The following is a 25658-nucleotide window of genomic DNA, read 5'->3' on the forward strand; positions in this document are numbered from 1 at the left end:
ATGATAAATATTGCCAGCGACCACGACCAACACTAGTCTTTCCAGCTTACAGGGGGAGACACATATTGTTCCGATTCATTTTATCGCTAGTTGCCATTCTCGGCGCATCTTCGGCACAGGCCGAAGTGTCCAATACCGCTGATAATGGCTTTACCGTAAAGCATTTAACGGTGGTCAATGGATCTGCCGAAGACGTTTGGAAAACTATCATTGCGCCAGCGCGATGGTGGAACGGAGAGCACAGCTTTTCCGGTAATGCCGATAATTTCTATCTGGTTCCGCAGGCCGGCGGTTGTTTTTGTGAACTGCTTCGCACGACAAGCGAAGACAATATTAAATCGGCAGAAGGCAGCGTGCAGCATATGCGGGTTCTATTCGCGCAGAATGGAAAGGCGCTGCGGATGTCCGGTGCACTTGGGCCATTGCAGGGCGAGGCGGTGACAGGAACGCTTACCATTGGCCTGCGCCCTGATGGCGATAACACGGCGGTATCGTTCGTTTACAAAGTCGGCGGCTACATGGAATTCCCGGTCGACCAGATTGCACCTGCGGTAGATGGTGTTATCGGTGAGCAGCTAACGCGGCTTGCGGCCCTGTTTGCTCCGGAAGAGGAAGCAGAGGCAGAGCCGGACAGTGAGCCTGAAGAAGACGAGAAGGCCGAATAATTAGGGCTGAATATCAAGACTTTACCAATCGAACAAATTGCCGTTAATATGATGCCCACATCAAATGCGATTCGAGGAGATCGCAGTTGGTAACGGGCGCGCAGATAATCACCTAAGGGGGAGTAAGACGATGGCCGTTTCCGATCATGTAGATTTTCCAACATTTATGGCAGGCGTGAAAAAGCGCAATCCAGGACAAACCGAATTTATCCAGGCAGTGCAAGAAGTCGCCCAGGATATTTACGGATTTATCGACGACAAAGAAGAATATCACGCCGCGCAGATCCTGCGCCGTATGGCAGAACCGGATCGCGTGGTTTCTTTCCGCGTATGCTGGGAAGATGACAATCACAATATCCGCGTGCAACGTGGTTGGCGGGTGCAGAATAATAATGCCATCGGCCCCTATAAGGGCGGCATCCGTTTCCATCCCAGTGTGACTGAAAGCGTGCTCAAGTTTCTCGCCTTTGAACAGACGTTCAAAAATTCGCTGACTGGTCTGCCTATGGGGGGCGGTAAAGGTGGAGCCAATTTCAACCCTAAAGGCAAGTCAGACGCGGAAGTCATGCGTTTTTGCCAAAGCTTTATGACGGAACTTTATCGTCACATTGGTCCTGATACGGATGTGCCTGCCGGTGATATCGGTGTGGGCGGCCGTGAAATTGGTTATATGTTCGGCCAGTACAAACGGATCACCAATCGCTGGGAAGGCGTGCTGACCGGTAAAGGCCGCGAATATGGTGGCAGTGAAATGCGGCCCGAAGCTACTGGCTATGGTGCGGTTTACTTCATGCAGAATATGCTGGCGCACAAGAAAGACACTATTGAGGGCAAGACCGCGGTTATCTCCGGATCCGGAAACGTTGCAACTCATGCTGCGGAACAAATTACCAAACAGGGCGGCAAGGTTCTGACCCTGTCCGACAGTGGCGGATTTGTTCACGATCCTGACGGTTTCACTCAAGAGAAAATCGACTGGGTCAAAGAGCATAAAACCCACCGCCGCGGCCGCATGTCGGAATATGTCGATGAGTTTAAAGGAGCGTCCTTCCATGAAGGGCAGCGTCCGTGGAGCGTTGCCTGTGATCTCGCATTGCCCTGTGCGACGCAGAACGAGCTCAACGAAGACGAAGCCAAGATGCTGGTCTCCAATGGCGTGCAAGCCGTATCCGAAGGCGCCAATATGCCGACTACATTGGAAGGCGTCCATGTCTTCCACGACGCGAAGATTATGTACGGCCCGGGAAAGGCGGCCAATGCTGGCGGTGTAGCTGTCTCTGGTCTGGAAATGAGCCAGAATGCGGAGCGCATCAGTTGGAACCACGAACGGCTAGGCACCATGCTGACCGAATTGATGGAAGGCATCCACAGCCAGTGCGTTGAATATGGCGATCAAGGCGATGGCTATGTCGACTATGTGAAGGGTGCAAATATAGCAGGCTTCAAGAAAGTCGCCGACGCGATGCTGGCTTACGGGGTTGTCTGATAGACCCTGTTAGGCAGACGAAGCGAAGAAATCGGCTAGCGGCTTCTGTGGACGACGCTAGCCAATTTTCCCCTTGAGGCGGATGGATAGGCTTGTGGCGCCAGAACCGGTATTCGGTGCCATGAAGCCAACCGGGCTTACCCGAATATGTGTGACGGCAGGATCGGTGCCATCCCCTGAATCTGTTGGGCTATAGGTGAAATTGCTACCATCGGTTGAAAAGGAAACCGAGTCCATCGGGTCGCCCAGTCCGCCAAAGCTGAAGCCTAGCCCGGAACCCGGACTGCCATCCTGAAACTGGATGGGTCCGGAACCCGGCGCTGCGAAATCGGTGATGACCAATGCCAATTCCGGTGGCAGTGCTTCGGTGATAATCACACTATCATGATTGGGCGGGGCATTGCCGCTATTTTGGACGGTGATCAGATATTCTACCGTCGCGCTGGGCAGGGCAAAATCACCTCCCATTTCGTCGAGAAAGGACACGCTCGCCTTGGTGACCGACAGGGCCGGTTCCAGCAAGGCATGGAAGCTTTGGGAAAATGCGATGATCGAGGCGGATTCAGCAATGTGATTCCGCTCGCTATCCCTCGCATTATCTTCGTCGACCGTCAGCCCGATCAATGTGTTGCTCAGGCTGCACCTGCGTAGCCAGCCGCCATCGCCGCCCAAATGGCTGTTTTTCTTAGCAACCACAATGGCACTGGCGCTGGATTGCCCGAAGCTATTGGTGAAACAGCCATTGTCCCACCCGCGGATATTGATGCCAGTGTTGACGGTGCTCCAGGTGATAGTGTTGCTGGCAATATCGGGGAAGTTCCCGCTGATACCGGCCGGAAAGGCGATCCAGCCAACGGTCTCGGCTGAGGGTATCGGGCCGGCATTGGCCTCGCTGCGTTCCAGAGCGACTTGAAATCCGCTGGCGGTCAAATTGTCGAGCGTAGCGGTGACGAATGGCTGAGAGCTTTGGCTAGCAACAGTACGGGTTTCACTATTGGCCGTCTGTATCTGCGCAACAACGCTGGGTGTGCCCGGTAACAGCGAAGAGAAAGATACCGATGCCCAGCTTTCTGGTCCAGTAACGCCGCTGCCATGCTGCACGGCCGATATGCTGGCGGTTCCGGCCTCGACGATCTGACCATCGGGAAGGACATGACGGCCTGGTTCGACGGCGACATAGTGGACATTTTGTGCGGCATGGGGGCCATCGAAATTATCCGGCTCAAGAATGAGCTCATCAAAGCCGGTTGTCGAGATATTGGTAATCCGAATGGCCGCGGCATCCGAACCATTATTATCGGACAAGGCAACGACGACGGGGATTGTATCAAAGGCCTGCTGGAAATTGATCCTTACAACGTTGCCATTGGCGCTGGTATTATGGGCGGTAAAACTGCCCGCCTCAAACCGTCCGGCATGGGCAGGGGGCGCAACCATCATCAGTATGCCGAATGCCACAAGCATCGACACCAGCTGCGCTAAACGCGCATTGGTCCATTTTACTACCCACATGGCCGCAATTTAGCAGAAGCTGGTTAAGGATTTTTTGACTTGCCAGCTGCAACATGTAAAATCGTAGCTCGTGTTCCCTTGGGGAAAAAGCTGTATCTACCGCATAAGCGGCTATTGACAGCGCCAGCGACTCTCCCTATTTGGGCTGTATTCGAAATCCAACACAACCGGCAACGCTTTCGTGGCGTCCGCTGGTTTTGTGCGTTTTGGATGTGATTTTAACAGCTTAGCGATGAGATAGGGGCCGGCGAATCGGTCTCTGTGGAGCAGGAGAAAAATATTGGCACGTATTGCCGGGGTAAATATCCCAACAAACAAGCGCGTAATTATCTCGCTTACCTATATTCACGGTATCGGACGCACGAAAGCGGCTGAAATTGTTGAAAAATTGAAAATCGATCCAGCCCGCCGGGTTCAGGACCTTACCGATCAGGAAGTTTTGCAGATTCGTGAAACCATTGACGCGGATTTGACTGTTGAAGGTGACTTGCGTCGTGAGACCGCAATGAACATCAAGCGTCTTATGGATCTGGCCTGCTATCGCGGTCTTCGCCATCGTAAAGGACTTCCTGTTCGTGGACAGCGTACGCACACCAATGCGCGCACCCGTAAAGGTAAGCCCAAGGCGATTGCCGGTAAGAAAAAATAAGATCTGTCTACGGACAGTTATCTTTTGGATATTAGGTAGGAATTTCAAATGGCTCGCGAACCACAACGCGTAAAAAAGAGCGCGCGTAAAAATATTTCGGCAGGCGTAGCGCACGTCAACGCCACATTTAACAACACGATGGTCACCATCACCGATGCACAGGGCAATGCGATAAGCTGGTCCTCTGCAGGCATGATGGGTTTTAAAGGCTCTCGTAAATCTACGCCGTACGCGGCGCAGGTTGCAGCGGAAGACGCTGGCAAAAAAGCAGCTGACCACGGTGTTCGCACCCTGGAAGTGGAAGTGAAAGGACCTGGCTCTGGCCGTGAGTCCGCTCTTCGCGCGCTGCAGGCAGTCGGTTTCACCATTACCTCGATCCGCGATGTTACGCCGATCCCGCATAATGGTGTCCGTCCGTCCAAGCGTCGCCGCGTCTAAGTCGCTCAAGTTTACGGGAACTATCCGGCCGGTAGTTTCCATTTTTTGGTAATTCGGAGTGGTAACGGTCCAACCCACTCTTTGAACTCACTAGGGGAAGTCCATGACTGTCAATATGAAGAACTGGCAAGAACTCAAAAAGCCCAATGTTCTCGATATAAAATCTGGTGGTGATCCCAAGCGTAAAGCTACTTTTGTAGCAGAGCCTCTTGAGCGCGGCTTTGGCTTGACCATTGGTAACGCGCTGCGTCGCGTTTTGCTGTCATCGCTGCAAGGCGCTGCGGTTACCTCGATCAAGATCGAAAATGCTCTTCATGAATTCTCGTCGCTTCCCGGCGTGCGTGAAGATGTCACCGACATTGTTCTGAACGTCAAACAGATCGCTTTGAAAATGGAAGGCGAAGACGCCAAACGTCTGCAGCTTTCTGCCACTGGTCCTGCTGAAGTTACCGCAGGCGATATCGCAGTTTCGGGCGACATCGAAGTGATGAACCCTGATCTGGTTATCTGTCACCTTGACGAAGGCGCGTCCTTTAACATGGAACTGACTGTTAACGTCGGCAAAGGCTATGTTCCTGCGGTTGCTAACCGTCCGGCAGATGCGCCAATTGGCTTGATCCCGGTTGACTCGCTCTACTCACCAATCCGTCAGGTTTCATACAAGGTCGACAATGCCCGTGTTGGTCAGGAGCTTGACTTTGACAAGTTGAACCTCACCATCGACACTGACGGCACCGTGACCCCTGAAGATGCCATTGCTTATGCAGCGCGCATTCTTCAGGACCAGTTGCAGCTGTTCGTACATTTCGAAGAAGCTTTGGAAAGCGTGTCATCGCCAATCGGCATGGCCGCTGCGCAGAGCCAGCAGGAAAGCGACGCCAACCAGCTCAACCGTTACCTTCTCAAGAAGGTCGACGAGCTGGAACTGTCCGTTCGCTCCGCAAACTGCCTCAAGAACGACAATATCATTTATATTGGCGATCTGGTGCAGAAGACCGAAGCAGAAATGCTGCGTACGCCTAACTTTGGCCGCAAATCCTTGAACGAAATCAAGGAAGTGCTTTCCAGCATGGGGCTGCGTCTGGGAATGGATATTCCTGGTTGGCCGCCTGAAAATATTGAAGAAATGGCCAAGAAGCTTGAGCAAGAGCTACTGGGTTAAACGGGAAACTGGCCGACCCGCAAATCGGCCTGCATCGGGGTACCTCATACGGCCCCAATACGAACGGAGTATAGAATATGCGTCATAGAATGAAGGGCCGCCGTATGCAGCGGACCGGTGCTCACCGTCAGGCTTTGCTGAAAAACCTGTCTGCGGCACTGATCAAGCATGAGCAGATCATGACCACCCTGCCTAAAGCCAAAGAGATGCGGCCTTATGTTGAGAAGCTGATCACGCTGGCGAAAAAAGGTGGCTTGTCCAACCGTCGTCTTGCGCATGCGCGTTTGATGGACGAAGTACAGGAAAAGAAACTTTTCGGTGAACTGGCTGAACGTTATGCCGACCGTAGCGGTGGTTATACCCGGATTATCAAGGCCGGTTACCGTGATTCCGATGCTGCTGCGATGGCGGTGATCGAACTGGTTGACCGGAACGAAGAAGCAAAAGGTCAGGACAGCGGTCCAGATCAGAATGTTGAGGAAGATTTCGAAGAGGCATAAACCCCTTCATTTCCTAAAGAATTCAAAAAGGGCTGTAGCGAACCATCGCTGCGGCCCTTTTTAATTGCGCAGAATTGAACAATTTTCTGCGCGCGTCCTTATGGTTAATATATTGTCAAATATTTCCGCGTATTCCCAATAGTTTAAGTGGGGCATATCGGGGAAAACAATGGAACGCATCGCTCAATTGGGGCTGATTCTTAACTGGAAGAGCCTGGTCATTGTGCTGTTGGCGATCCTGTCTACAGCGATCAGCCTGCAATATCATATCCTGGCCGATTTCCCACTGACGATGATCTCCACGGCCATTGTTTTTCCAATCGTTTTCTCAATCGGTCATGCTTACAAGCGGCGCGAAAATGCGCTGGATGACTATGGAACGATCAAGGCTCACGGCCGGGCGATCTATTTTGCCGCCCGTGATTGGCTTCCGGATCAGAATGATGACCGGCTGCGTCATATCGAAACGGTTCTCGCTGATCTACTTCATGGTTGCCGGGATATGTTCAAAGGCTCGATCAAGGACATGGGTAAGCATGAGGCGCATATTTACGGCGCTTTTTCCGATTTGTCCGGTTTCGTAAAGCGGATGCGGAGCGAGGGTTTGGCATCGGGGGAATGCTCGCGCTGCAACCAGTATATCAGCAAGATGATTGTCTCTTTCGAAAGCGTCAAACATATCTATCAATATCGTACACCGCGCACATTGCGTGCTTTCAGTGATTTTTTCATCGTCTTGTTGCCGGTCCTTTACGGCCCTTATTTCGCACAACAGGCAACAGAATATGCTATACCGGAACTGACTTACATTATGCCGATCCTATTTGCGGTGATATTGGTTGGCCTGGACAATATCCAAAGCCACCTTGAAGATCCATTTGATCAAATCGGCCCAGACGATGTCGCCATCAATGCAGAGAAATTTATCGATCTGCTGAATTGCGGAGAAAAACCTGCTTCCGCCTGCGATTAATAGCAATAGTTTCAATTGATAAGAGAGGCTGCGGGCGATAAGCTTGCGGCCTCTTTTCGTTTGTTTCCAATGTTCGGGGAATTTTCATGCGTATCACCAGTATTCTTGCAATGGCGCTTGCCACCAGTGCGGCCGTTACCGCCAATCCGGCTCATGCTCAAACCGAAGAACAAGCAAAGGATGCTGAGGCTTTGACCTATCCCGAAACCAAAACTGTTGATGTAGTGGACGAGCAATTTGGTGAGAAAATCGCTGATCCCTATCGCTGGCTGGAGAATGATGTCCGGGAAGATACTGATGTAGCCGCGTGGGTTGCTGCGCAAAATGCGGTCACAGACTCCTATCTGGAGACGCTGCAGGGCCGTGAAGCGCTGGCTGCATCGATGATGGAGCTTTATGACTATGACGAGATTGATCCTCCGGTCGAAGCGGGTGGCAAATTTTTCTACGAGCGTAAAAGTGGCGGTCAGAACCAGGCGATACTCTATGTTCGCGATGGCAAGGATGGCGAAGAACGTGTGCTGATTGATCCGGCCGGTTGGTCTGATGATGGTGCGACAGCATTGGCGGAATGGAAGCCGTCCGAAGATGGCAGTTTGCTGGTTTACGCTGTTCAGGATGGCGGTTCTGACTGGCGCACATTGAAGGTCATTGATGTTGCAACCGGCGAGATCAAGAAGGACACAGTTGAGTGGGTGAAATTCAGCAATCTTGCATGGATGCCGGGCAATAGCGGTTTTCTCTATTCGCGGTTTCCGGAACCGGAAGAGGGCGAAGCCTTTCAGTCGCTGAACAAAGATCACACGATCTACATGCATATGCTCGGCAAAGAACAAAGCCGCGATATCAAGGTTTTTGCTACCCCTGAGCAACCGGAACTAAGCCACACCGCTACGGTAACCTCGGATAAGGGGTGGGTGGTTATCACCTCCTCGTCAGGAACCGACGATCGTTATGAAATTACGCTAGTCAAGGTTGATGCCAATGAGATCGAGCCACGCAAGCTTATTACCGGTTTTGATCACAATTGGTCGCTGATTGATGGTGTTGGCGATACGCTTTATTTTGTGACCAACGAGGGCGCGCCGCGCCTTCGGGTCATGAAAACGGATGTCAGCGCCGAGACACCCGAATGGGTAGAGATTGTGCCCGAGCATATGGCGACGATTGATGATGCCATCTTGGTCGGTGAAACGCTGGCTGTGGATTATATTGACGATGCCAAAAGCAGGCTGGAGCTGTTTGCGCTGGACGGCAGCCCCAAGGGCGTCGTAGATTTACCCGGATTGGGCCAGGTGAAGGGGCTCGATGGTTCGGCCAAGGCTACATCGGCGTATTTCGCGTTCGAAAGCTTCAACCAGCCAGCGACAATCTATAGTTTCAATGACGCCGGCACACCAACTGTCTGGGCAAAACCGGATATTCCATTTGATCCCGAAAACATCACCGTGTCCCAGCGGTTCTACGAGAGCAAAGACGGTACCAAGATTCCCATGTTCGTGGTGCACAAGAAGGATCTCGACCTGAGCAAAGGCGCGCCAACATTGCTTTACGGCTATGGCGGTTTCAATATCTCGGTCCTGCCGGGTTATAGTGCCCCTAAAATGGCATGGATTGAAGCAGGCGGTGTCTATGCCTCGGCCAATCTGCGCGGTGGCGGCGAATATGGCAAAGAATGGCATGACGGCGGTCGTTTGCAGAACAAACAGAATGTGTTCGACGATTTCATCGCTGCCGGTGAATATCTGATCGCAGAGGGTGTAACACCGAAAGATGGCCTGGCGATTGAAGGGCGCTCCAATGGCGGACTGCTGGTGGGAGCCGTGATGAACCAGCGGCCCGATCTGTTCACCACCGGCCATGCCGCGGTCGGAGTGATGGACATGCTGCGCTTTGATCGGTTCACCGCGGGGCGCTACTGGGTCGACGATTATGGCTATCCTAATAAGGAAGCGGATTTCCGCAAGCTGCTGACCTATTCGCCCTATCACAATATCAAGGACGGGACGGATTATCCGGCTCTAATCGTATCAACCGCTGATACCGACGACCGCGTGGTTCCGGGGCATAGCTTCAAATATACCGCGCGACTGCAAGCGTTGAATACCGGAGACAAACCACATCTGATTCGCATCGAAACGCGCGCGGGGCATGGCAGCGGCAAACCGACCGACAAAGTGATCGACGAATATTCCGATATTTACGGCTTTATGGCGGATGCTATTGGTCTGAAAATTACCGACTAGCATTCGTTAGCCGGTCAAAACCAGTTAAACGTCCAGATTGGCGACGTTCAGCGCGTTGTCGACGATAAACTCCCGCCGTGGTTCGACAACGTCGCCCATTAGCTTGGTGAATATCTCGTCGGTCACGTCTGCCTGTTCGACCGTCACTTGCAGCAGAGAGCGAACTTCGGGATCCAGTGTGGTTTCCCACAGCTGTTCCGCATTCATCTCTCCCAGGCCTTTATAGCGCTGGAAGGACAGGCCTTTGCGTCCGGCAGCCAATACCGAGTCCAGTAACTCGGATGGCCGCGTGATCAGCATTCCTTCCGATCCGACAGTGCCGTCATCCTCAGCATCCTCTGCGGCGCCTTTCACCAGACGGCTGCTGGTCGCATAAGTGGCGCTTTGTTCAGAGGCAAGGCTGTGCAATTTGCGCGCCTCAGCCGATTCCAGGAATTTGGCTTCGATAATATGGTGATCGGTCACCCCGCGCCATAGCCGCTCGAACAGATAGCCGCCTTCTTCCGAAACACTGCCCGACCAGCGGCCTTCCTCGTCCACGGCGTCCATCCATGCCGCAGCAGCCTCAACGGCGGCTTGCCGCTCGGCTGGGCCATGTGCGGGATTAAGCGCGCCGGTAAGCGCCATGCCCTCGACAATGGTGCTGTCATAACGGCGCGGCACATAGGTCATCAGCGAACGCATACGGCGGCCATGTTCGACCAGATTGCGTAAATCTTCGCCAGACCGCGCACCTTCATTGGTCTGCAAAATCATGCTCTGCAAACCCGCATCGACCAGATAATTGTCGAGCGCATTATCGTCTTTCAAATAGACCTCGCTCTTGCCCTTGCCGACCTTGTAAAGCGGCGGTTGCGCGATGTAGAGATGCCCATTTTCAACGATTTCCGGCATTTGCCGATAGAAAAATGTCAGTAGCAAAGTACGGATATGCGCGCCGTCAACATCAGCATCGGTCATGATGACGATCTTGTGATAGCGCAGTTTTTCGATGTTGAAATCTTCGCGGCCAATGCCCGTGCCCATCGCCTGAATCAGCGTGCCGACTTCTTTTGATGACAGCATTCGATCAAAGCGGGCGCGCTCGACGTTGAGGATTTTACCCTTGAGCGGAAGGATCGCCTGATAATGGCGGTCACGGCCCTGTTTCGCAGAACCACCAGCGGAATCACCCTCCACCAGGAAGAGTTCGGATTTCGCTGGATCACGTTCCTGACAATCGGCCAGTTTTCCGGGCAGGGAGGCGATATCCATCGCGCCCTTACGCCGGGTCAGCTCGCGCGCCTTCTTCGCCGCTTCGCGGGCCGCAGCGGCATCAATAACCTTCTGCACCACCATAGCCGCATTTTGCGGGTTCTCTTCGAGCCATTCGGCCAATTTGTCGGCCATCAAGCTTTCCAGCGGCTGACGTACTTCCGAGGAAACCAGCTTGTCTTTGGTCTGTGAACTGAATTTCGGATCAGGAAGTTTCACTGAAACAATCGCAGTCAAACCTTCGCGCATATCATCGCCGGTCAGTTTGACCTTCTCTTTCTTGAGCGCACCAGAGCTTTCGGCATAGTTGTTTAGCGTCCGTGTCAGGGCCGAGCGGAAGGCCGCCAGATGGGTGCCGCCATCGCGCTGCGGAATATTGTTGGTGAAGCACAGCACATTTTCATAATAGCTGTCATTCCACTCCAGGGCGACGTCGATGGTCACATCATCACGGTCGCCATGGATGGCAATGGGGTCCGGAACCAAAGCGGTCTTGTTGCGATCAAGATATTGCACAAAGGCAGCAATGCCGCCTTCATAGTACAGGTCGATTTCCTTAGATTCTTCATGGCGCTCGTCACGCAGCAAAATGTGGACGCCGCTGTTGAGGAACGCCAGTTCGCGGTAACGGTGCTCCAGCTTCTCAAAATCAAATTCGGTGATTTTGAAGGTCGCAGGAGAGGGGAAGAAGGTAACCTTCGTTCCCTTTTTGAGGCCTGTCTCATTGTCTGCTGGCGGCGCATCGCCAATGACTTCCAGCGAACGTACAGCATCGCCAAATTCAAAGCGCATATTATGCTCTTTGCCATCGCGCCAGATATTGAGTTCCAGCCATTCAGACAGGGCATTCACCACGGACACACCCACGCCGTGGAGGCCGCCAGAGACCTTATAGGCGTTGTCGTCAGAGGTGTTTTCAAATTTACCACCGGCGTGGAGCTGGGTCATGATGACTTCCGCTGCGCTGACGCCTTCTTCCTTGTGCATGCCGACAGGAATACCGCGGCCATTATCTTCCACCGAAACACTGCCATCAGCGTTCAATGTGATCAAGATCAGGTCGCAATGTCCGGCCAGAGCCTCATCAATTGCGTTATCCGAAACCTCGAACACCATGTGGTGAAGCCCGGATCCATCGTCGGTATCACCGATATACATTCCGGGCCGTTTGCGCACTGCATCAAGCCCTTTCAGGACCTTGATGGAGTCTGCGCCATATTCGTTTTGATTAGAATTATCGGAAGCGTTTTCAGTACCTTCCGGGGTGTCATTTTCTGTGTTCTCACTCATATTTTTCTTTTAGACCTTTAGGCTCTGAAACCCAAGAGGTTTGTTGGAAAATCGGATATTAGATTCCTTGTATTACAAGTACTTAACCTGCATCGGATCATGCCTATCGATAGCATCTATTCTCGCCGGTGAATTGCTAGAGTAGAGCCTGATTCTACGAGGAGAATGATAGATGACCAACCCCGCCGATATCGTGCCCTTTGCCAAAACTATGGGTATTAAGATCACAGAAATGACCAAGGAGAGAATTCTTGGTGAAATGCTGGTGCGCCCGGAAATATGCACAGCCGGCAACGGGCGTGGAACGCCTTCTATTCATGGCGGAGCCGTTATGACTTTCGCTGATGTACTCGGCGCTTTTGGCGGCTTTGCTAACTTGCCGGAGGGATCGAGCGGCACGACCACGTCTGAGAGCAAGACCAATTTCCTGAACGCTGCGCCGGAGGGGCAGATACTCTATGGCGAAGCTTTGCCGCTGAAAGTCGGCAAAAGACAGTCTGTATGGCAATCACGGTTGACGCTTGAAGACGGGACATTGGTCGCGGTGGTTACGCAGACCCAAATCGTGTTGTGAGCGAATTGGTCATTCGAATCTTTCCAAGCGCGTGGTTTATGGTCTAGACCATGAACATGATGAAAACCCTGATCCCCGCCGCGCTGATCTGTTTTGCGGCCAGCGCCTGCTCAGAGACCACGCAGGTCAGTGATGACTTGCAGGAAAGCCAGACGGATACTTCCAATCCAACCGGCCGGACTGAGCGGGTTGGTGCCAATCCCGGTGAACGGCCGGTTCGTATTGGTGAAGGCGGGCCGCGCTTTGATGCCTGTCAGGCGATGGGCCGCGTAACCGGTCTGCGGGAAGCCGATCTTGCTGTCCTGATCGCGCCTTTCGATGCTGCTGAGCGCAAGGATGGCCTGTCAGCCGGGCAACTGGTTCATATCTGCACGCGTAGCCATGACCAGCAATGGCTGGGCATTGTCTATGGGCCGATGCCGGCAGAGGGAGCGGAAGCGATTGACTGCGGCGTCTCCTCTCCGGTGCGGTCCAAACGCAATTATGATGGCCCCTGCAAAAGCGGCTGGGTTGAAAGTACATTTGTGAAGCTGGTCGCCGGCTGATCCGAACCGGCTCCCAGGCTTCAGTATCTAGTTATTCTGGATCGTCCGCTCGATATCCTTGATCGACGAGTTGACCAAGGTCTTGGGCAGTTCCAGCACGATTTTGTCAGTCACCTCTTTGTGCAACAGGGGCCGCATCTCGCCGAGGCTGTCGGGATCGGCAGCCAGTACGAGATTGTCGAACTTGCCGTTATTCGCAAGGCTATAGAGATGATGCGCCAGCTGTTTTGAAAATGTTGCTTCATCGGTCTCTTTTGGTGAGGAATCTGTGACATAGGAACCGGAGGGCCCTTCGGAGCTGAGGTTTCTGGGGTTGAGCGTGCCTTCGGCGCGCAATTTTATGCCCTCACCGTCGCCGATATTGCGATAGAGCCTGGCTTCGGCGCCTGTGGCAACAACGACAAGGCAGTTGGTTGGAATAGTGGAATTTGACATGATGTTTCCTTTGTTGGGGGGATGTGCTTGGTAATGGGAAGAATTAAGGGGCGGTCTCGATGGCGTCCAGACAGGCTTGATCGTTTAATCCTGCGGTTTTCATAGATTATGTGCCTTGCTCTGCCGGTTTTTCCGCAGCTGGGATGGTCACGTTGCTGAGCAGGGTACTGGCAGTCAGGTCGCCCGCGACATTGACGCTGGTCCGGCTCATATCGAGCAATCGATCCACACCCATGACGATCACCATGCCGTCTGCCGGGATGCCAAATCCGGCCGCCACGCTGACGAGAATGGCGATACTCACGCCCGGCGTGCCCGGTGCGCCTATCGAAGAGGCGACCAGCGTTACAGTCATCAATATGATCTGACCCCCGCTGAGTTCAATTCCGGACATTTGCGCGAGAAAGAGGATCGCGACGCTCTGATAAAGGGCAGTCCCGGCCATATTCATGGTCGCGCCGAGCGGAGCGACGAGATTCGCTACCTCGCGCGGCACACCGATTTTTTTGGCGGACTGGACCGTGCTGGGCATGACGGCCGTTGAGCTGGATGTCGAAAAGGCGAGCAGCAAGGTCTCCCCAGCTTGTTTGAAAAAAGTGGCTGGCCCGATCCGTCCGAAAATGGCGAGAATGACGAGATAGATCAGGAACAAGAGCAACAAGCCGAGCAGGACGGTGCCGACATAGGCGGAGACCCCGATCAGCTTATCCAGACCGATCCGCATGACGAGCTGTGCCATCATGCCAAAGACTGCCAAGGGCGCCAGAAACATCGCCCATTTGACGATGGTCATGCAGATGGAAAGCAGCGCGTCGAGAACGGAGAGAAAGGGCGCGATCCGGTCGCGAGGCACTTGTATCGCGGCAATACCGACCAGCAATGCGAGGACTACGATTGCCATGAGATCACCTTGAACAATCGAGGCGGTGGGATTGTTGGGCAAGATATTGGAAATGATTTCAGGAGCTTTGCCAAGATCAAAGGAGGCTGGGTCAGCTTCCGGAACATCCGCGGCACCGGAGGGGGTAAGCGAACCAGCCAATCCTGCGCCGGGTCGCAGCAGAGCGGCTAGGGTGATACCAATACCAGCCGCTGCGAAAGTTGTGACGACGACAAAACCTGCAAAGCGCAGTCCGATTCGCTGCAGCACTTCGCTCGACCCATTGCCGGTTAGGCCGCCGATGATCGAGGCAAATACCAAGGGGACGAGTACCATCGCGATCAGGCCTAAAAATAGCTGGCCGGGCAGAGCCAGCCAGGCGCCGAGCCATTGCGCCGTATCGGCCGAGATCAGTCCGCCTTCGGGCCCAAGCAAAAGGCCGGTTGCAATGCCGAGTACCAGCGCGACCATGACCTGCGCCCACAGCCGGGTCTGGATCCAGCTGCGCATTTTTGTCGATTGCTGACCGAGATGAATGCGCGGCAGCTCAGGCAGTGTCGGCATCGGCATGGGCATTGGATTGTCTTCGTTTCCGTGTTTCTTCGCTGGGTAACTGCTCTGGGAGCATGACGCTATTCATGGCCAAGGCAGAAACGAGAGCCGATCCTGTATTAGGCCGGGTCGGGTTTCCAGCCATATGCGGCTAGGAACAATACGTGTTTTTCCTGATGCCCCCGCAATGACAATGTAAAATGGCGGATTGCATTTTTCCGCGCGATGCGAAACAAGCAGGGCATGACAAAAATTGACCCTATCGCCTATCTTGAGCAACCTTTCGGCCGACTTTCCGATCTCATCAACGCCCATGCCGTAAACCAGCCGGATCGCATAGCGCTAGACGATGGCGAGGAACGGCTGAACTGGCGGGAAACTACAGCTTTGGTCAACCGTGTGGCGGCGCAGCTTCAGGCCGATGGCCTTGAAAAAGGGCAGGCAGTCTCGATCCTGGGAACGACAACTATCCGCTACGCTATCGCCTATCTTGGCGCCATAATAGCTGGCGGTTGCGCGGCCCCTTTGACAACTTCGGCCACACCCAAACAGCTCGCCAACATGATGGCCGACAGCGGTGCCATGCATTTGTTCGTCGACAGCGCCAAGCGTGCTGAGCTTTTCGAAAGCGGTATCGACCTACCGCCGCTCCAGCATATCATGATGGATGTGGCAGAAGATAGCGCTCCACTAATGCACGATTGGATGGCAGATGAAGGTGCAACGCCCACAGATCCGGGCGTTGGTCCGGACGACCCGTTCAACATCATCTATTCGAGCGGTACGACCGGTACGCCCAAAGGTATAGTTCACAGCCGTCAGATGCGCTGGTACCAGATGGCGGTGGGCGAAAACTCGGGCTATGGTCAGCCGGGTCAGGTATCGCTCTTCTCCACCCCGCTTTATTCCAACACCACCCTCGGTATCTTTGTCGCGACCGTTGCTTATGGTGGAACATCAATTCTAATGCGCAAATTTGACTGCCAGCGCTGGCTCGAACTGGCGCAGGAAAATCGAGTGACCCATACGATGCTCGTGCCCGTACAATATCAGCGGCTGATGGATTTTGAAGGCTTTGACGACTACGATCTCAGCCACTTCACCCATAAATACTGCACCAGCGCGCCTTTCTCAGCCGAGTTGAAGGCCGAGGTGATTGAACGGATGCCCGGTGGCCTCATTGAGATTTACTCAATGACTGAGGGCGGGGTGGTTTGTATTCTGCTCGCGCACGCCTTTCCAGACAAGCTGCATACTGTCGGTATTGCATGGGGCGGCAGCGAAGTGATTACGGTCGACGAAGATCTGAACCGCCTACCACCGGGGGAGATGGGTGAACTGGTCGGGCGCTCGCAGACCATGATGAGCGGTTATCAGAACCAACCCGAAAAAACTGAAGAAGCCAGTTGGTATGATCAGAATGGCGACCGCTGGCAACGTATGGGTGATATCGGCAAGGTCGATGAAGATGGCTTCATCACCCTGATGGGCCGTTCCAAGGACATGATTATCTCTGGAGGGTTCAACATTTATCCTCGCGATCTAGAAGAAGCACTAATGGCGCAGCCAGATGTGGTCGACGCAGCGGTGGTTGGTGTCGATTCCAAGCAATGGGGTGAGACACCAGTAGGCTTTGTTGTCGCAGAAGCAGGTGTATCGTTGGACCTAGAGGCCCTGAAAGCAGCTACCAATAGTGAACTTGGCAAGACCCAACGCCTATCCGAGTTGCATCTGGTCGACGAATTGCCGCGCAGCCACATAGGAAAGATCCTGAAGACCAAATTGCGGGATCTGGCGCAGCAAGCGGTTCCAGCGACCGGTTAACCTTATATCTAAAGGCTTTATTGTCGATATTGATTACATTTATGACATGGTTAACGGTAATTTAACCAATCAAATATTTGTAAAATAAGCAGTTCTGTAAAATGGCATGACGCCTGCTTCTGTTACCCGTGAAAGGGTTCGGTTTGTTCAGTTGTTAACGCTGAATGATTCCGAAGCCACAAAACAAAGTCACGGATAACAACAGGGCAAAACTCATGCGCAAGATTACCATAGCAACATTGACAGCCATTGGCCTCGCCGCCGCTTATGCAACACCGGCATCCGCAGGTGTTATCGATTATGCTGCGACTAACTACACCGGCGGTTCTTGCAAGCACGGTCTTTACACCGGCAATATCGGTAGTGGCTGTAATCGGCGCTATTCTTTCCAGGACGGCACAACGTTCAGCTATGATACCGATGCCCAGACGGCAACATTGACCGGCACGGCAATAAATGGCTCTGGTCAGGTAGCAACACTGGACCTGAATTTCAGCGATTTCCTAGAAACCATCGACGGCACTAATTTTGACTATAAAAATGGCGGTGGCAATTTTAATCCTGTCACCGACACGCCGGATATTGATTTTTTCACCAACGGATCAGGCACAATCAGCATTGATGGCGCAGTTTATACTGTGAACCCGAACGATCCATTCGCGGGGAACACAACGCTGCAATTCGGCAACGGTGCGAATGACAAGAACAAAAATTTTGGCGGTTCGGCTTGGCTTAACATCCTGAATCCTCATGGCAATGCTGTTCGGCATTGGGATATCAACTTCAACCTCGACAAAATCCCATCTGAAGTCCCAGAGCCAGGCGCGTTGGGTCTATTGGGCCTTGCCGTGGGCGGGCTTTGGGTCGGCACGCGCCGTCGCCGGAAAAAGCTGGCAGCTTAAACACTTAGTTCAATCAGAGTACTGGAACCGGGCGAGCGTATTTTCGGCCGGTTTCTTTTTGCCTGTAATTGGCCGTTATAGTCTAGCCTCGATTAGCCCTTTTTAAAGGCTTTCTCAGTTATCTTATTGGCTATGATATATGCGCCAAAATCCACCATAATGGTCTCTCTACTTGCGATCTCTCTTGCGCTCGGTGCCTGTTCGACCGGCAATGATGATCCGATGGCGGAAGCCGAAGCAGCTTTTGCCGAAAATGATTATCGCGGTGCACGCATCTATTTGATGTCAGCGCTTAAGGAAAATAGCGCCGACCCGGCGGCTAATTTGCTTTACGGCAAAACCTTGCTGCGGCTCGGTGACGGCGTGGCAGCAGAAGCAGCGTTCAAAAAGTTGAGCAATATTACGCAGTATCAAGCAGAGGTGCAGGGTCTGATGGCTCATGCACTGTTGCTGCGTAATATGCCCGAGCGCGCTTTGACACTGACCGAAAATCCAAATCCACAACATGCTAGCCTGGCATATTGGGTGAAAGCACAAGCGCTACTTGCGTTGGACCGCAAAGAAGAAGCGGTGGCTGCCCTGACAGATGGTTTAACCGCTGTGCCCAATGATCCCCGCCTATTGGCGCTGCGCGGAAATTATGAAGTGGATCAGCGCAATATTAGCGAAGCCCGGCGGACAGCGGCGCTTGCGCTTAAATACGGTCCCGACAACCTCGATGCCTTGCTGCTCTCCGGTCAATTGGCGCTAATGCGTCAGGACCTGCAGGTTGCTAAAGCAACGTTCGATAAAGCTCTCGAACTACACCCAGACAGCATCACGCCACTTTTCTCCGTTGCCGCGGTCAACGCCGATTTGGGCAATGCAAAAGATGCAAAAGCCAATTTAAAAAGGATATTGGAGCTAGCACCGGGGCATCCGATGGCGCTCTTCCTGATGGCCAAAATCGCCTTTGACGACGGTGATATTGATCGCGCGCATGCATTAATCCAGGGCGCGGGTGAGACATTAAATGATGTCCCGGGTTCGGCTCTCTTGCGCGGTGAAATTGCTTATCTGCAAGGCAATCATGAGCAGGCAATTGAACGGTTACGTAAGTTCCTAGTCGATATGCCGGGCCATGTGCAGGGCACGATAGTATTGGGTTCTGCGTTGGAGGCGGCTGGCAATGAAGCCGAGGCCTATCAGTTGGTGAAACCGGCAGCACAGCGCGCCAATGCGACTCCGCAATTGCTGGCGTTGGCGGCCAAGCTGGGCAGAACACAAAATGATCCGCTGGCAGCCAGTTTTGCAACCCGGGCAAAAGTGCCACAAGGTCGCGATGATATTGCACTAAAAATGACCGAAGCAGGGCAGGCGATTGCGAATAAGCAATGGGCCAAGGCCGACGCCATTTACGCCGACCTGCGCGCTTCGGGTCTCGATGGTAATGCGATCATCATGAACAATAGCGCGCTGGTGCAATTGGAACTGGGTAACAAAGCGGAGGCGGTCACCTTCGCCCGGGCGGCGCTGGCGCTGACTCCGGATGATCCCAATGTGCTCGATACGCTGGGCTGGACTTTGTTGCAGTCCGACCAGGATAAGGGCGAAGCGTTGAAACTGCTGCGGCAGGCATCTGCGCGTGCGCCCGGTAACCTCGAGATTCGCTGGCATCTCGCCAATGCGCTGGCCGCCAATGGGCAGGCGGCGGAAGCCAAGCGGGTAATTTCCAGCCTGAAAGCCTTTGCGAGTGCCGATCAACAGGCGCAAATCGACGAGCTGCTTGCACGGCTCTAAATTTGGGCACAAAGTTCGTAATCCGCGTTACAATCTATAGACTCTCTCGCTTCATCAGATTAAGCGCTCTGCATGTCTATAGCTCATGAAGAAACCATCCTGATCGTCGATTTCGGCTCTCAGGTCACGCAGCTTATCGCCCGCCGGGTCCGCGAGGCCGGAGTCTATTCCGAAATTGCCCCGTTTAACAATGCCGAAGAGGCATTTGCGCGGATGAAACCCAAAGGGATTATCCTCTCTGGTGGGCCCGCCAGCGTTACCGAAGATGGTAGTCCGCGTATCCCGCAGGCCTTTCTTGATGCTGGTATTCCGGTGCTAGGCATCTGCTATGGTCAGCAGGTGATGACCACCCAGCTGGGTGGTCAGGTAGAAGGCGGCGAGGGCGGCGAATTTGGCCGTGCCTTTATCGAAATCGCTGAAAGCTGTGTGTTGTTCGACGGACTTTGGAAGGTCGGCGAAAAGCATCAGGTGTGGATGAGCCATGGGGATAAGGTAACGGAATTCGCTCCCGGCTTTCGGATTGTCGCGACGACCGAAGGTGCGCCCTTTGCGATCATCGCGGATGATGAGAAACGTTTTTACGGGATGCAATTTCACCCCGAGGTTGTGCACACGCCGGATGGTGGCAAGCTGATCGCCAATTTCGTCCGCCATGTCTGCGGCTGTGCTGGCGACTGGACGATGGCTGAATTCAAGGCCGCCAAGATCAAGGAAATCCGTGAACAAGTCGGCGACGGCAAAGTCATTTGCGGCCTAAGTGGCGGCGTCGACAGCGCGGTCGCGGCTGTTCTGATCCATGAAGCCATTGGCGAGCAGCTGACCTGTGTGTTTGTTGATCACGGCCTGATGCGGATGGGTGAAGCGGATCAGGTGGTGAGCCTGTTCAAGGGGCACTATAATATTCCTCTGGTGCATCTGGATGTTGAGACACTGTTTCTGAACGGCCTGAAAGGCGAAACGGATCCGGAAAAGAAGCGCAAATTTATTGGTAAGACTTTTATCGATGTATTTGAGATTGAAGCAAAAAAAGTTGGTGGTGCAGATTTTCTCGCGCAAGGCACGCTCTATCCCGATGTGATTGAGAGTGTCAGCTTTACTGGCGGACCCAGCGTGACGATCAAATCGCACCATAATGTCGGCGGTCTGCCGGAACGTATGAATATGCAGCTCGTTGAGCCGTTGCGTGAACTGTTCAAAGATGAAGTCCGCGCGCTCGGCCGTGAACTAGGCCTGCCGGAAATTTTTGTCGGTCGCCATCCCTTCCCCGGACCGGGTCTCGCCATCCGCATTCCTGGCGAAGTGACCAAAGAACGCTGTGATATCTTGCGCAAAGCCGATGCTATCTATCTGGAAGAGATCAGAAATGCCGGACTATACGATGCAATTTGGCAGGCCTTTGCAGTGCTGCTACCCGTCAAAACCGTCGGCGTGATGGGCGACCACCGCACCTACGACAACGTCTGCGGTCTGCGCGCGGTGACCAGCACCGATGGTATGACTGCCGATGTCTATCCCTTTGACGCGAGCTTCCTCACGCGGGTTTCGACACGGATTGTGAATGAGGTGAAGGGGATCAACCGGGTGGTCTATGATTATACCAGCAAGCCGCCGGGGACTATCGAGTGGGAATAACTCTTTGAACAAATTCATCCTCGCCCTCTTTGTACTTTTGCAGCCAGTTTATTCTGCTTCTGCTCAAGACGAGTCGGCGATGGACAATGTTTTTGATCGCGGATGCGGCGATGATGACGGAACTGATCGTTGTGATGACAACGTCCAATCCAAAATGCGGTCACTCTATGGCTGGAAGAGTGCAAAAGTCCTGACACAAGAAGGCGTAACATTCAGGCGGATGATGTTCGTCGACGGTTATGGCAATGACGTCGTCGCAATCGAATTCGCTCGCAAGCCTGGCCGATCGCCCCGTGTTAAAATCGAAACTCCCAAGTCGCCTGAGGGTATTCAGCCAGCAGAGTTGTCGGCAGGCATTGGGCAACGGGATTGGAGTCAGATCATAGGTAGATCGCGACTTTTCGATCAGAAACTTGCTCGTGAATTGGAAAAATCCAAAGCTGATGGTTCTGGGGAGATCACGATATGTCTCCATGGTTGGTTCATAGTTGCGGAGGCCGGGGACGCTGAAAGTCTTCAGCCCAATGTTGTTGGACAACAAATCAAACCCGCTTCGATCCGGCGTGACGCTGAGAGCGCATGTGCTGGAGGTTTAACAGTACCCTATGCTTTCCAGATGGCCGACGTAGCGCTAAAATTGCTTCCGGAATGTCAATCCATAGAAAAAGAAAGCGTCCGCAATGTACCGAAGCTTCTGGCGCGCTGTAATTTAATGCGTGGTGATCGACTGGCGGCTGCCGATGCGATGCAGATAGTAGCAAAAATCGAAGCGGTAGATGAAAATCGCTCTGACCAACAACTGAAGTGGTTATTGGCGGCGAGTGCAAGAGAACTTGCCCCAGACTTTATTAAGATGCTGAAAAGCGGCAAACTATATCTCGGAGTGCCTGTCGGGAAAGGCCCTGACCATGCATCGGTCGATGGCGTGATTGTTCAACGAGAAAGAAGCAATGATGAATCGAGTATGGTCGCGGATATTTCGATTGAGTTTATTCGCCAGACTGGTGAGTTTTTGGTTCAGTCCTATAAACTTTCAGAATTTCGTGAGAATGAAGAATAAGAACGAGGCACAATTAGGAAAGAAACCATGAAAGCCATTCAACTCCAAGCACCAGCATCACTCGACAATCTTAAGTTTGTCGATCTGCCCGACCCAACAGCCCCCGGCCCCGGTGAAATCGCGGTCCGGCTGCGTGCGTCGTCGCTCAACTATCACGACTATGCGGTGGTCAAAGGCATGCTGCCAACCGCTGAAAATCGGATACCGATGTCCGATGGCGCTGGCGAAGTATTGGCCGTGGGCGAGGGTGTCACCGTGTTTGAAACCGGCGACGCAGTGGTTTCGACCTTCTTCCCTGACTGGATTGACGGTGCGCCGCCCGAAGGCGGTTTTCAGCGCGTGCCCGGTGACGGAATTGACGGCTATGCCTGTGAACAGGCGGTTGGACTAGCGACGTCTTGGACCCATGCACCAAAAGGCTACAGCGCGGCGGAAGCGGCGACCCTGACTTGCGCGGGCCTGACCGCTTGGCGGGCGCTGTTTGTCGATGGTTGCGTAAAGCCCGGTGATACGGTGCTAGTGCAAGGTACGGGCGGCGTGTCGATATTCGCATTGCAATTTGCCAAGGCGGCTGGTGCGACAGTCATCGCAACCTCCTCCTCCAACGACAAGCTGGATCGGCTCAAGACAATGGGCGCGGACCATTTGATCAACTATAAAGAGATCGAAGCCTGGGGACCGAAAGTGCTTGAGTTGACCGGAGGAGCGGGTGTCGATTGCGTAGTGGAAATTGGCGGCCCCGGAACGCTCGATCAGTCGATGATGGCGACGCGTATTGGCGGACATATTGCACTTATTGGCGTGCTCACCGGTTTCGCTGGACCGGTTCAAACCGCGATGCTGATGGCGAAAAACTTGCGTGTCCAGGGTTTGACCGTCGGCAGCCGCGCGCAGCAGATCGAGATGATCGCGGCGATTGAGGCTAATGGTATCAAGCCTGTGCTCGACAAACATTTCCCGCTCGCAGAACTGGCTGACGCCTTTCGTCATCAGGAATCCGGTGCGCATTTCGGCAAGATTATCGTCGATATTTGACCGCTATCTCGGGATGTCCATGATTTATTGGGCGCAATGTTCTTGTCATGTTCGATATCTCAGGGCATCCTCCAAGCCATGCAAGTTACCTTTGATTTTGATTCCCGGTCGGTCTTGCTGGACCGGATCCAGCAGCAGCTGATTGCACATTTCGGGCGGATCGTGCGTCCTGCGAACAAGCGGCGTGATCCGGTCTGGACGCTGGTGCAAGGGGTCATCGGTGCACGATCGAAGACGGCGGTGTCCAATGCCTCGACGGACCGGTTATTGGCAGATTACGGCCGTTGGGAAGCGGTAGCAGAGGGGCCTCTGGAAGCGCTGATCAAATATCTCGCAAGTCAAACTTTTCCAGACCTTTCGGCAAGTCGTTTAAAGGACTGCCTGTCAGAAATTATCAATCGTCGCGGGGCCGTTGACCTTTCGCACCTCGAGGAAATAAGCACCGCAGAAGCAATGATATGGCTTGAATCGCTGCCGGGCGTCGCGCGCAAGATAAGTGCAGGTGTGATGAGCAACAGCACGCTCAAGCGCAAGGCGCTGGTGATCGACACGCATCATCGCAGGGTGGTACAACGCATCGGGCTAGTTCCGCCCAAAGCGGATACGACGCGTGCTTATGATATCCTGATGCCGGTCCTGCCGCCTGACTGGTCTGCGGCGGATATTGATGAGCATCATCTTCTGATGAAAAGGCTGGGCCAGACCCATTGTCGGCCATCTCGGCCCGATTGTGGATCCTGTCCGGTGCGCGGCGATTGTCAGATGGGGCGGGCGGCCGGGAAGCAGAGGTTGTGAATATGGGATCCGTAACGCGGCGAGCTGGCGTAGGCGATTGCGATGCGGTACTATCGCTTTGGGAGACTTGCGGTCTGACACGACCATGGAATGATGCATCCGCTGATTTCCGGCGCGCCATGGATGGTGCGACATCCGATGTTCTTTGTCTTGAAAGGGACGGGAATTTGGTGGCAACAATCATGGTTGGCGATGACGGCCATCGCGGTTGGGTATATTATCTCGGGGTCTTGCCGGATAGGCGCCGAGAGGGCCTTGGACGGATAATGATGGAAGCTGCCGAGCGCTGGCTGCGTGAACGAAACGCACCAAAAATCCAGTTGATGGTGCGCGATGATAACGAGCAAGCCATCGGATTTTATAAAGCACTGGGATATGATGTGCAGCCGGTTGTAACCATTGGCCGCCGGCTCGATTGAAGGTCTCTAGCCACGCGAACTGGAGTTGACGCGCTTCCTTCATTTTTGATCTTCAACGTTTGTGCTATAAAAATAGCTATGAATGACGATCCGCTATCCGCTGTTATCCAACAATTATGTCCCTCGGACAGAGCGCTTGCTTGCGATCTGCTCGATGTTTTTGGGGCGGCGTTTGAGGATGAAACGACCTATGATGGCAAGGCTTCCAGTGATGCTTACCTTGCAAAATTGTTGGCCCGAGAACATTTCATAGCTTTGGTTGCGCTGGTGAAAGGGAAGGTCGTTGGCGGGCTCGCCGCTTATGAAATGGAAAAACTGGAGCAGGAACGCTCTGAAATCTATATTTATGATCTGGCGGTATTAGAAAGCCATCGCAGACAGCAAATCGCGACAAAACTGATCAACGCCTTACGTAAAATTGCATCTGAGCGCGGCGCCTGGGTAGTGTTTGTGCAAGCGGACCACGGCGATGATCCAGCTATTGCATTATATACTGGCCTTGGAACCCGTGAGGATGTGCTCCATTTTGATATTGCTGTTGAAGATGATGGGGAGCGCACAGACTAATCCCGACGCGATTGGCTCTTGCGCGGCGTCGATTTCTGGCTAATCCCTTTTTGGGAACGCATTGTTGATCCAAAAATCGAGCAATGTCAGAAAAACAGGATGAGTAAAGTCATGGCTAACGAAACAAAAATGTATGGTATTTCCAATTGCGACACGATCAAGAAAGCGCGCAACTGGATGGAACGAAACGGCATAAATTATGTCTTCCACGACTATAAAAAATCCGGGATTACCAAAGATATGCTGGAGCTTTGGGTGATGCAGGTGGGCTGGGAACCGTTGCTCAATAAGCGTGGCACGACCTTCAAGAAGCTGCCTGACATGATGAAAGAAAATATAGACGAGAATACGGCCATCATGCTGATGGTGGAAAATCCGAGTATGATCAAACGACCGGTGCTGGAGCATGGTGAAGAGTTGGTTGTAGGCTTCAAAGCGTCCGATTATGAAGCGGCCGGACTAACAGCGCGCAACAGCTAGAGCG

Annotated in this window: 24 protein-coding genes; 20 read left to right on the forward strand and 4 right to left on the reverse strand. The window is 53.4% G+C overall.

Features of this window, described 5'->3' with window-relative positions:
- The first annotated feature begins 65 nt into the window (after positions 1-65).
- Both ABJM21_RS04370 and gdhA read left to right on the forward strand, forming a co-directional pair.
- Positions 66-665: an SRPBCC family protein gene (locus tag ABJM21_RS04370; RefSeq protein ID WP_348300093.1), complete on the forward strand. Its 600-nt coding sequence runs from the start codon at positions 66-68 to the stop codon at positions 663-665.
- Between the two features lie 130 nt (positions 666-795).
- Positions 796-2151, forward strand: a complete 1356-nt coding sequence (gene gdhA / locus ABJM21_RS04375; protein WP_348300092.1) for an NADP-specific glutamate dehydrogenase — start codon at positions 796-798, stop codon at positions 2149-2151.
- Positions 2152-2208: 57 nt separating this feature from the next.
- Here the strand turns inward: gdhA and ABJM21_RS04380 are convergent, their stop codons facing one another.
- A complete protein-coding gene (locus tag ABJM21_RS04380; protein WP_348419744.1) occupies positions 2209-3615 on the reverse strand; it encodes an H-type lectin domain-containing protein in 1407 nt (468 codons plus the stop codon).
- Positions 3616-3943: 328 nt separating this feature from the next.
- Between ABJM21_RS04380 and rpsM the strand changes: the two genes are divergently transcribed.
- From rpsM to ABJM21_RS04410, 6 genes are all read left to right on the forward strand, one after another.
- The gene (gene rpsM, locus ABJM21_RS04385) at positions 3944-4312 is read left to right on the forward strand and encodes a 30S ribosomal protein S13 (RefSeq protein WP_108810492.1); all 369 of its coding nucleotides are present in this window, start codon (positions 3944-3946) and stop codon (positions 4310-4312) included.
- Positions 4313-4360: 48 nt separating this feature from the next.
- Positions 4361-4750 (forward strand): 30S ribosomal protein S11, encoded by a 390-nt coding sequence (rpsK, locus tag ABJM21_RS04390; protein ID WP_066745015.1) that lies wholly within the window; start codon positions 4361-4363, stop codon positions 4748-4750.
- 103 nt (positions 4751-4853) lie between these two features.
- Entirely contained in the window at positions 4854-5912 is a 1059-nt protein-coding gene (locus ABJM21_RS04395) for a DNA-directed RNA polymerase subunit alpha (protein WP_108810491.1), read from the forward strand.
- Between the two features lie 77 nt (positions 5913-5989).
- Positions 5990-6412: a 50S ribosomal protein L17 gene (rplQ, locus tag ABJM21_RS04400; RefSeq protein WP_348300090.1), complete on the forward strand. Its 423-nt coding sequence runs from the start codon at positions 5990-5992 to the stop codon at positions 6410-6412.
- A 169-nt stretch (positions 6413-6581) separates the two neighbouring features.
- A complete protein-coding gene (locus ABJM21_RS04405) occupies positions 6582-7385 on the forward strand; it encodes a hypothetical protein (protein ID WP_348300089.1) in 804 nt (267 codons plus the stop codon).
- Positions 7386-7471: 86 nt separating this feature from the next.
- Positions 7472-9631, forward strand: a complete 2160-nt coding sequence (locus tag ABJM21_RS04410) for a prolyl oligopeptidase family serine peptidase (protein ID WP_348300088.1) — start codon at positions 7472-7474, stop codon at positions 9629-9631.
- A 24-nt stretch (positions 9632-9655) separates the two neighbouring features.
- On the opposite strand, the gene gyrB is transcribed toward ABJM21_RS04410, so the two are convergent.
- Positions 9656-12175 (reverse strand): DNA topoisomerase (ATP-hydrolyzing) subunit B, encoded by a 2520-nt coding sequence (gyrB, locus tag ABJM21_RS04415; protein WP_348300087.1) that lies wholly within the window; start codon positions 12173-12175, stop codon positions 9656-9658.
- 172 nt (positions 12176-12347) lie between these two features.
- On the opposite strand from gyrB, the gene ABJM21_RS04420 reads away from it, so the two are divergent.
- Together ABJM21_RS04420 and ABJM21_RS04425 are read left to right on the forward strand one after the other, a co-directional pair.
- Positions 12348-12749: a PaaI family thioesterase gene (locus ABJM21_RS04420; protein ID WP_348300086.1), complete on the forward strand. Its 402-nt coding sequence runs from the start codon at positions 12348-12350 to the stop codon at positions 12747-12749.
- Positions 12750-12799: 50 nt separating this feature from the next.
- Positions 12800-13294 (forward strand): hypothetical protein, encoded by a 495-nt coding sequence (locus ABJM21_RS04425; RefSeq protein WP_348300085.1) that lies wholly within the window; start codon positions 12800-12802, stop codon positions 13292-13294.
- A 27-nt stretch (positions 13295-13321) separates the two neighbouring features.
- Here the strand turns inward: ABJM21_RS04425 and ABJM21_RS04430 are convergent, their stop codons facing one another.
- Both ABJM21_RS04430 and ABJM21_RS04435 read right to left on the reverse strand, forming a co-directional pair.
- Positions 13322-13729, reverse strand: a complete 408-nt coding sequence (locus ABJM21_RS04430; RefSeq protein WP_348300084.1) for a host attachment family protein — start codon at positions 13727-13729, stop codon at positions 13322-13324.
- Between the two features lie 106 nt (positions 13730-13835).
- Positions 13836-15185, reverse strand: coding sequence for a dicarboxylate/amino acid:cation symporter (locus ABJM21_RS04435; protein ID WP_348300083.1), 1350 nt, complete (start codon positions 15183-15185; stop codon positions 13836-13838).
- Positions 15186-15404: 219 nt separating this feature from the next.
- Between ABJM21_RS04435 and ABJM21_RS04440 the strand changes: the two genes are divergently transcribed.
- From ABJM21_RS04440 to ABJM21_RS04485, 10 genes are all read left to right on the forward strand, one after another.
- Positions 15405-16985, forward strand: coding sequence for a class I adenylate-forming enzyme family protein (locus ABJM21_RS04440; protein ID WP_348371474.1), 1581 nt, complete (start codon positions 15405-15407; stop codon positions 16983-16985).
- 215 nt (positions 16986-17200) lie between these two features.
- Positions 17201-17887 (forward strand): PEP-CTERM sorting domain-containing protein, encoded by a 687-nt coding sequence (locus ABJM21_RS04445; protein ID WP_348300187.1) that lies wholly within the window; start codon positions 17201-17203, stop codon positions 17885-17887.
- A gap of 159 nt (positions 17888-18046) precedes the next feature.
- Positions 18047-19666, forward strand: coding sequence for a tetratricopeptide repeat protein (locus tag ABJM21_RS04450; RefSeq protein ID WP_348300186.1), 1620 nt, complete (start codon positions 18047-18049; stop codon positions 19664-19666).
- Between the two features lie 72 nt (positions 19667-19738).
- Entirely contained in the window at positions 19739-21298 is a 1560-nt protein-coding gene (guaA, locus tag ABJM21_RS04455; RefSeq protein WP_348300185.1) for a glutamine-hydrolyzing GMP synthase, read from the forward strand.
- A gap of 223 nt (positions 21299-21521) precedes the next feature.
- The gene (locus ABJM21_RS04460) at positions 21522-22358 is read left to right on the forward strand and encodes a hypothetical protein (protein ID WP_348300184.1); all 837 of its coding nucleotides are present in this window, start codon (positions 21522-21524) and stop codon (positions 22356-22358) included.
- Positions 22359-22385: 27 nt separating this feature from the next.
- On the forward strand, positions 22386-23393 hold the full coding sequence (locus ABJM21_RS04465) for an NAD(P)-dependent alcohol dehydrogenase (protein WP_348300183.1): 1008 nt from the start codon (positions 22386-22388) through the stop codon (positions 23391-23393).
- Positions 23394-23471: 78 nt separating this feature from the next.
- Positions 23472-24188 (forward strand): endonuclease III, encoded by a 717-nt coding sequence (locus tag ABJM21_RS04470; protein WP_348300182.1) that lies wholly within the window; start codon positions 23472-23474, stop codon positions 24186-24188.
- Positions 24189-24190: 2 nt separating this feature from the next.
- Positions 24191-24607 carry a GNAT family acetyltransferase gene (locus ABJM21_RS04475; RefSeq protein WP_348300181.1) on the forward strand — a complete coding sequence of 139 codons (417 nt, stop codon included), beginning with the start codon at positions 24191-24193 and terminating at the stop codon, positions 24605-24607.
- A gap of 78 nt (positions 24608-24685) precedes the next feature.
- Entirely contained in the window at positions 24686-25174 is a 489-nt protein-coding gene (locus ABJM21_RS04480) for an AAC(3)-I family aminoglycoside N-acetyltransferase (RefSeq protein WP_348300180.1), read from the forward strand.
- Positions 25175-25285: 111 nt separating this feature from the next.
- Positions 25286-25654: an ArsC family reductase gene (locus ABJM21_RS04485; protein ID WP_348300179.1), complete on the forward strand. Its 369-nt coding sequence runs from the start codon at positions 25286-25288 to the stop codon at positions 25652-25654.
- Positions 25655-25658: the final 4 nt, after the last annotated feature.

Origin of the sequence: Parasphingorhabdus sp. (assembly GCF_039977335.1) — a bacterium.
In the GTDB taxonomy this organism is placed as follows: Bacteria; Pseudomonadota; Alphaproteobacteria; order Sphingomonadales; family Sphingomonadaceae; genus Parasphingorhabdus.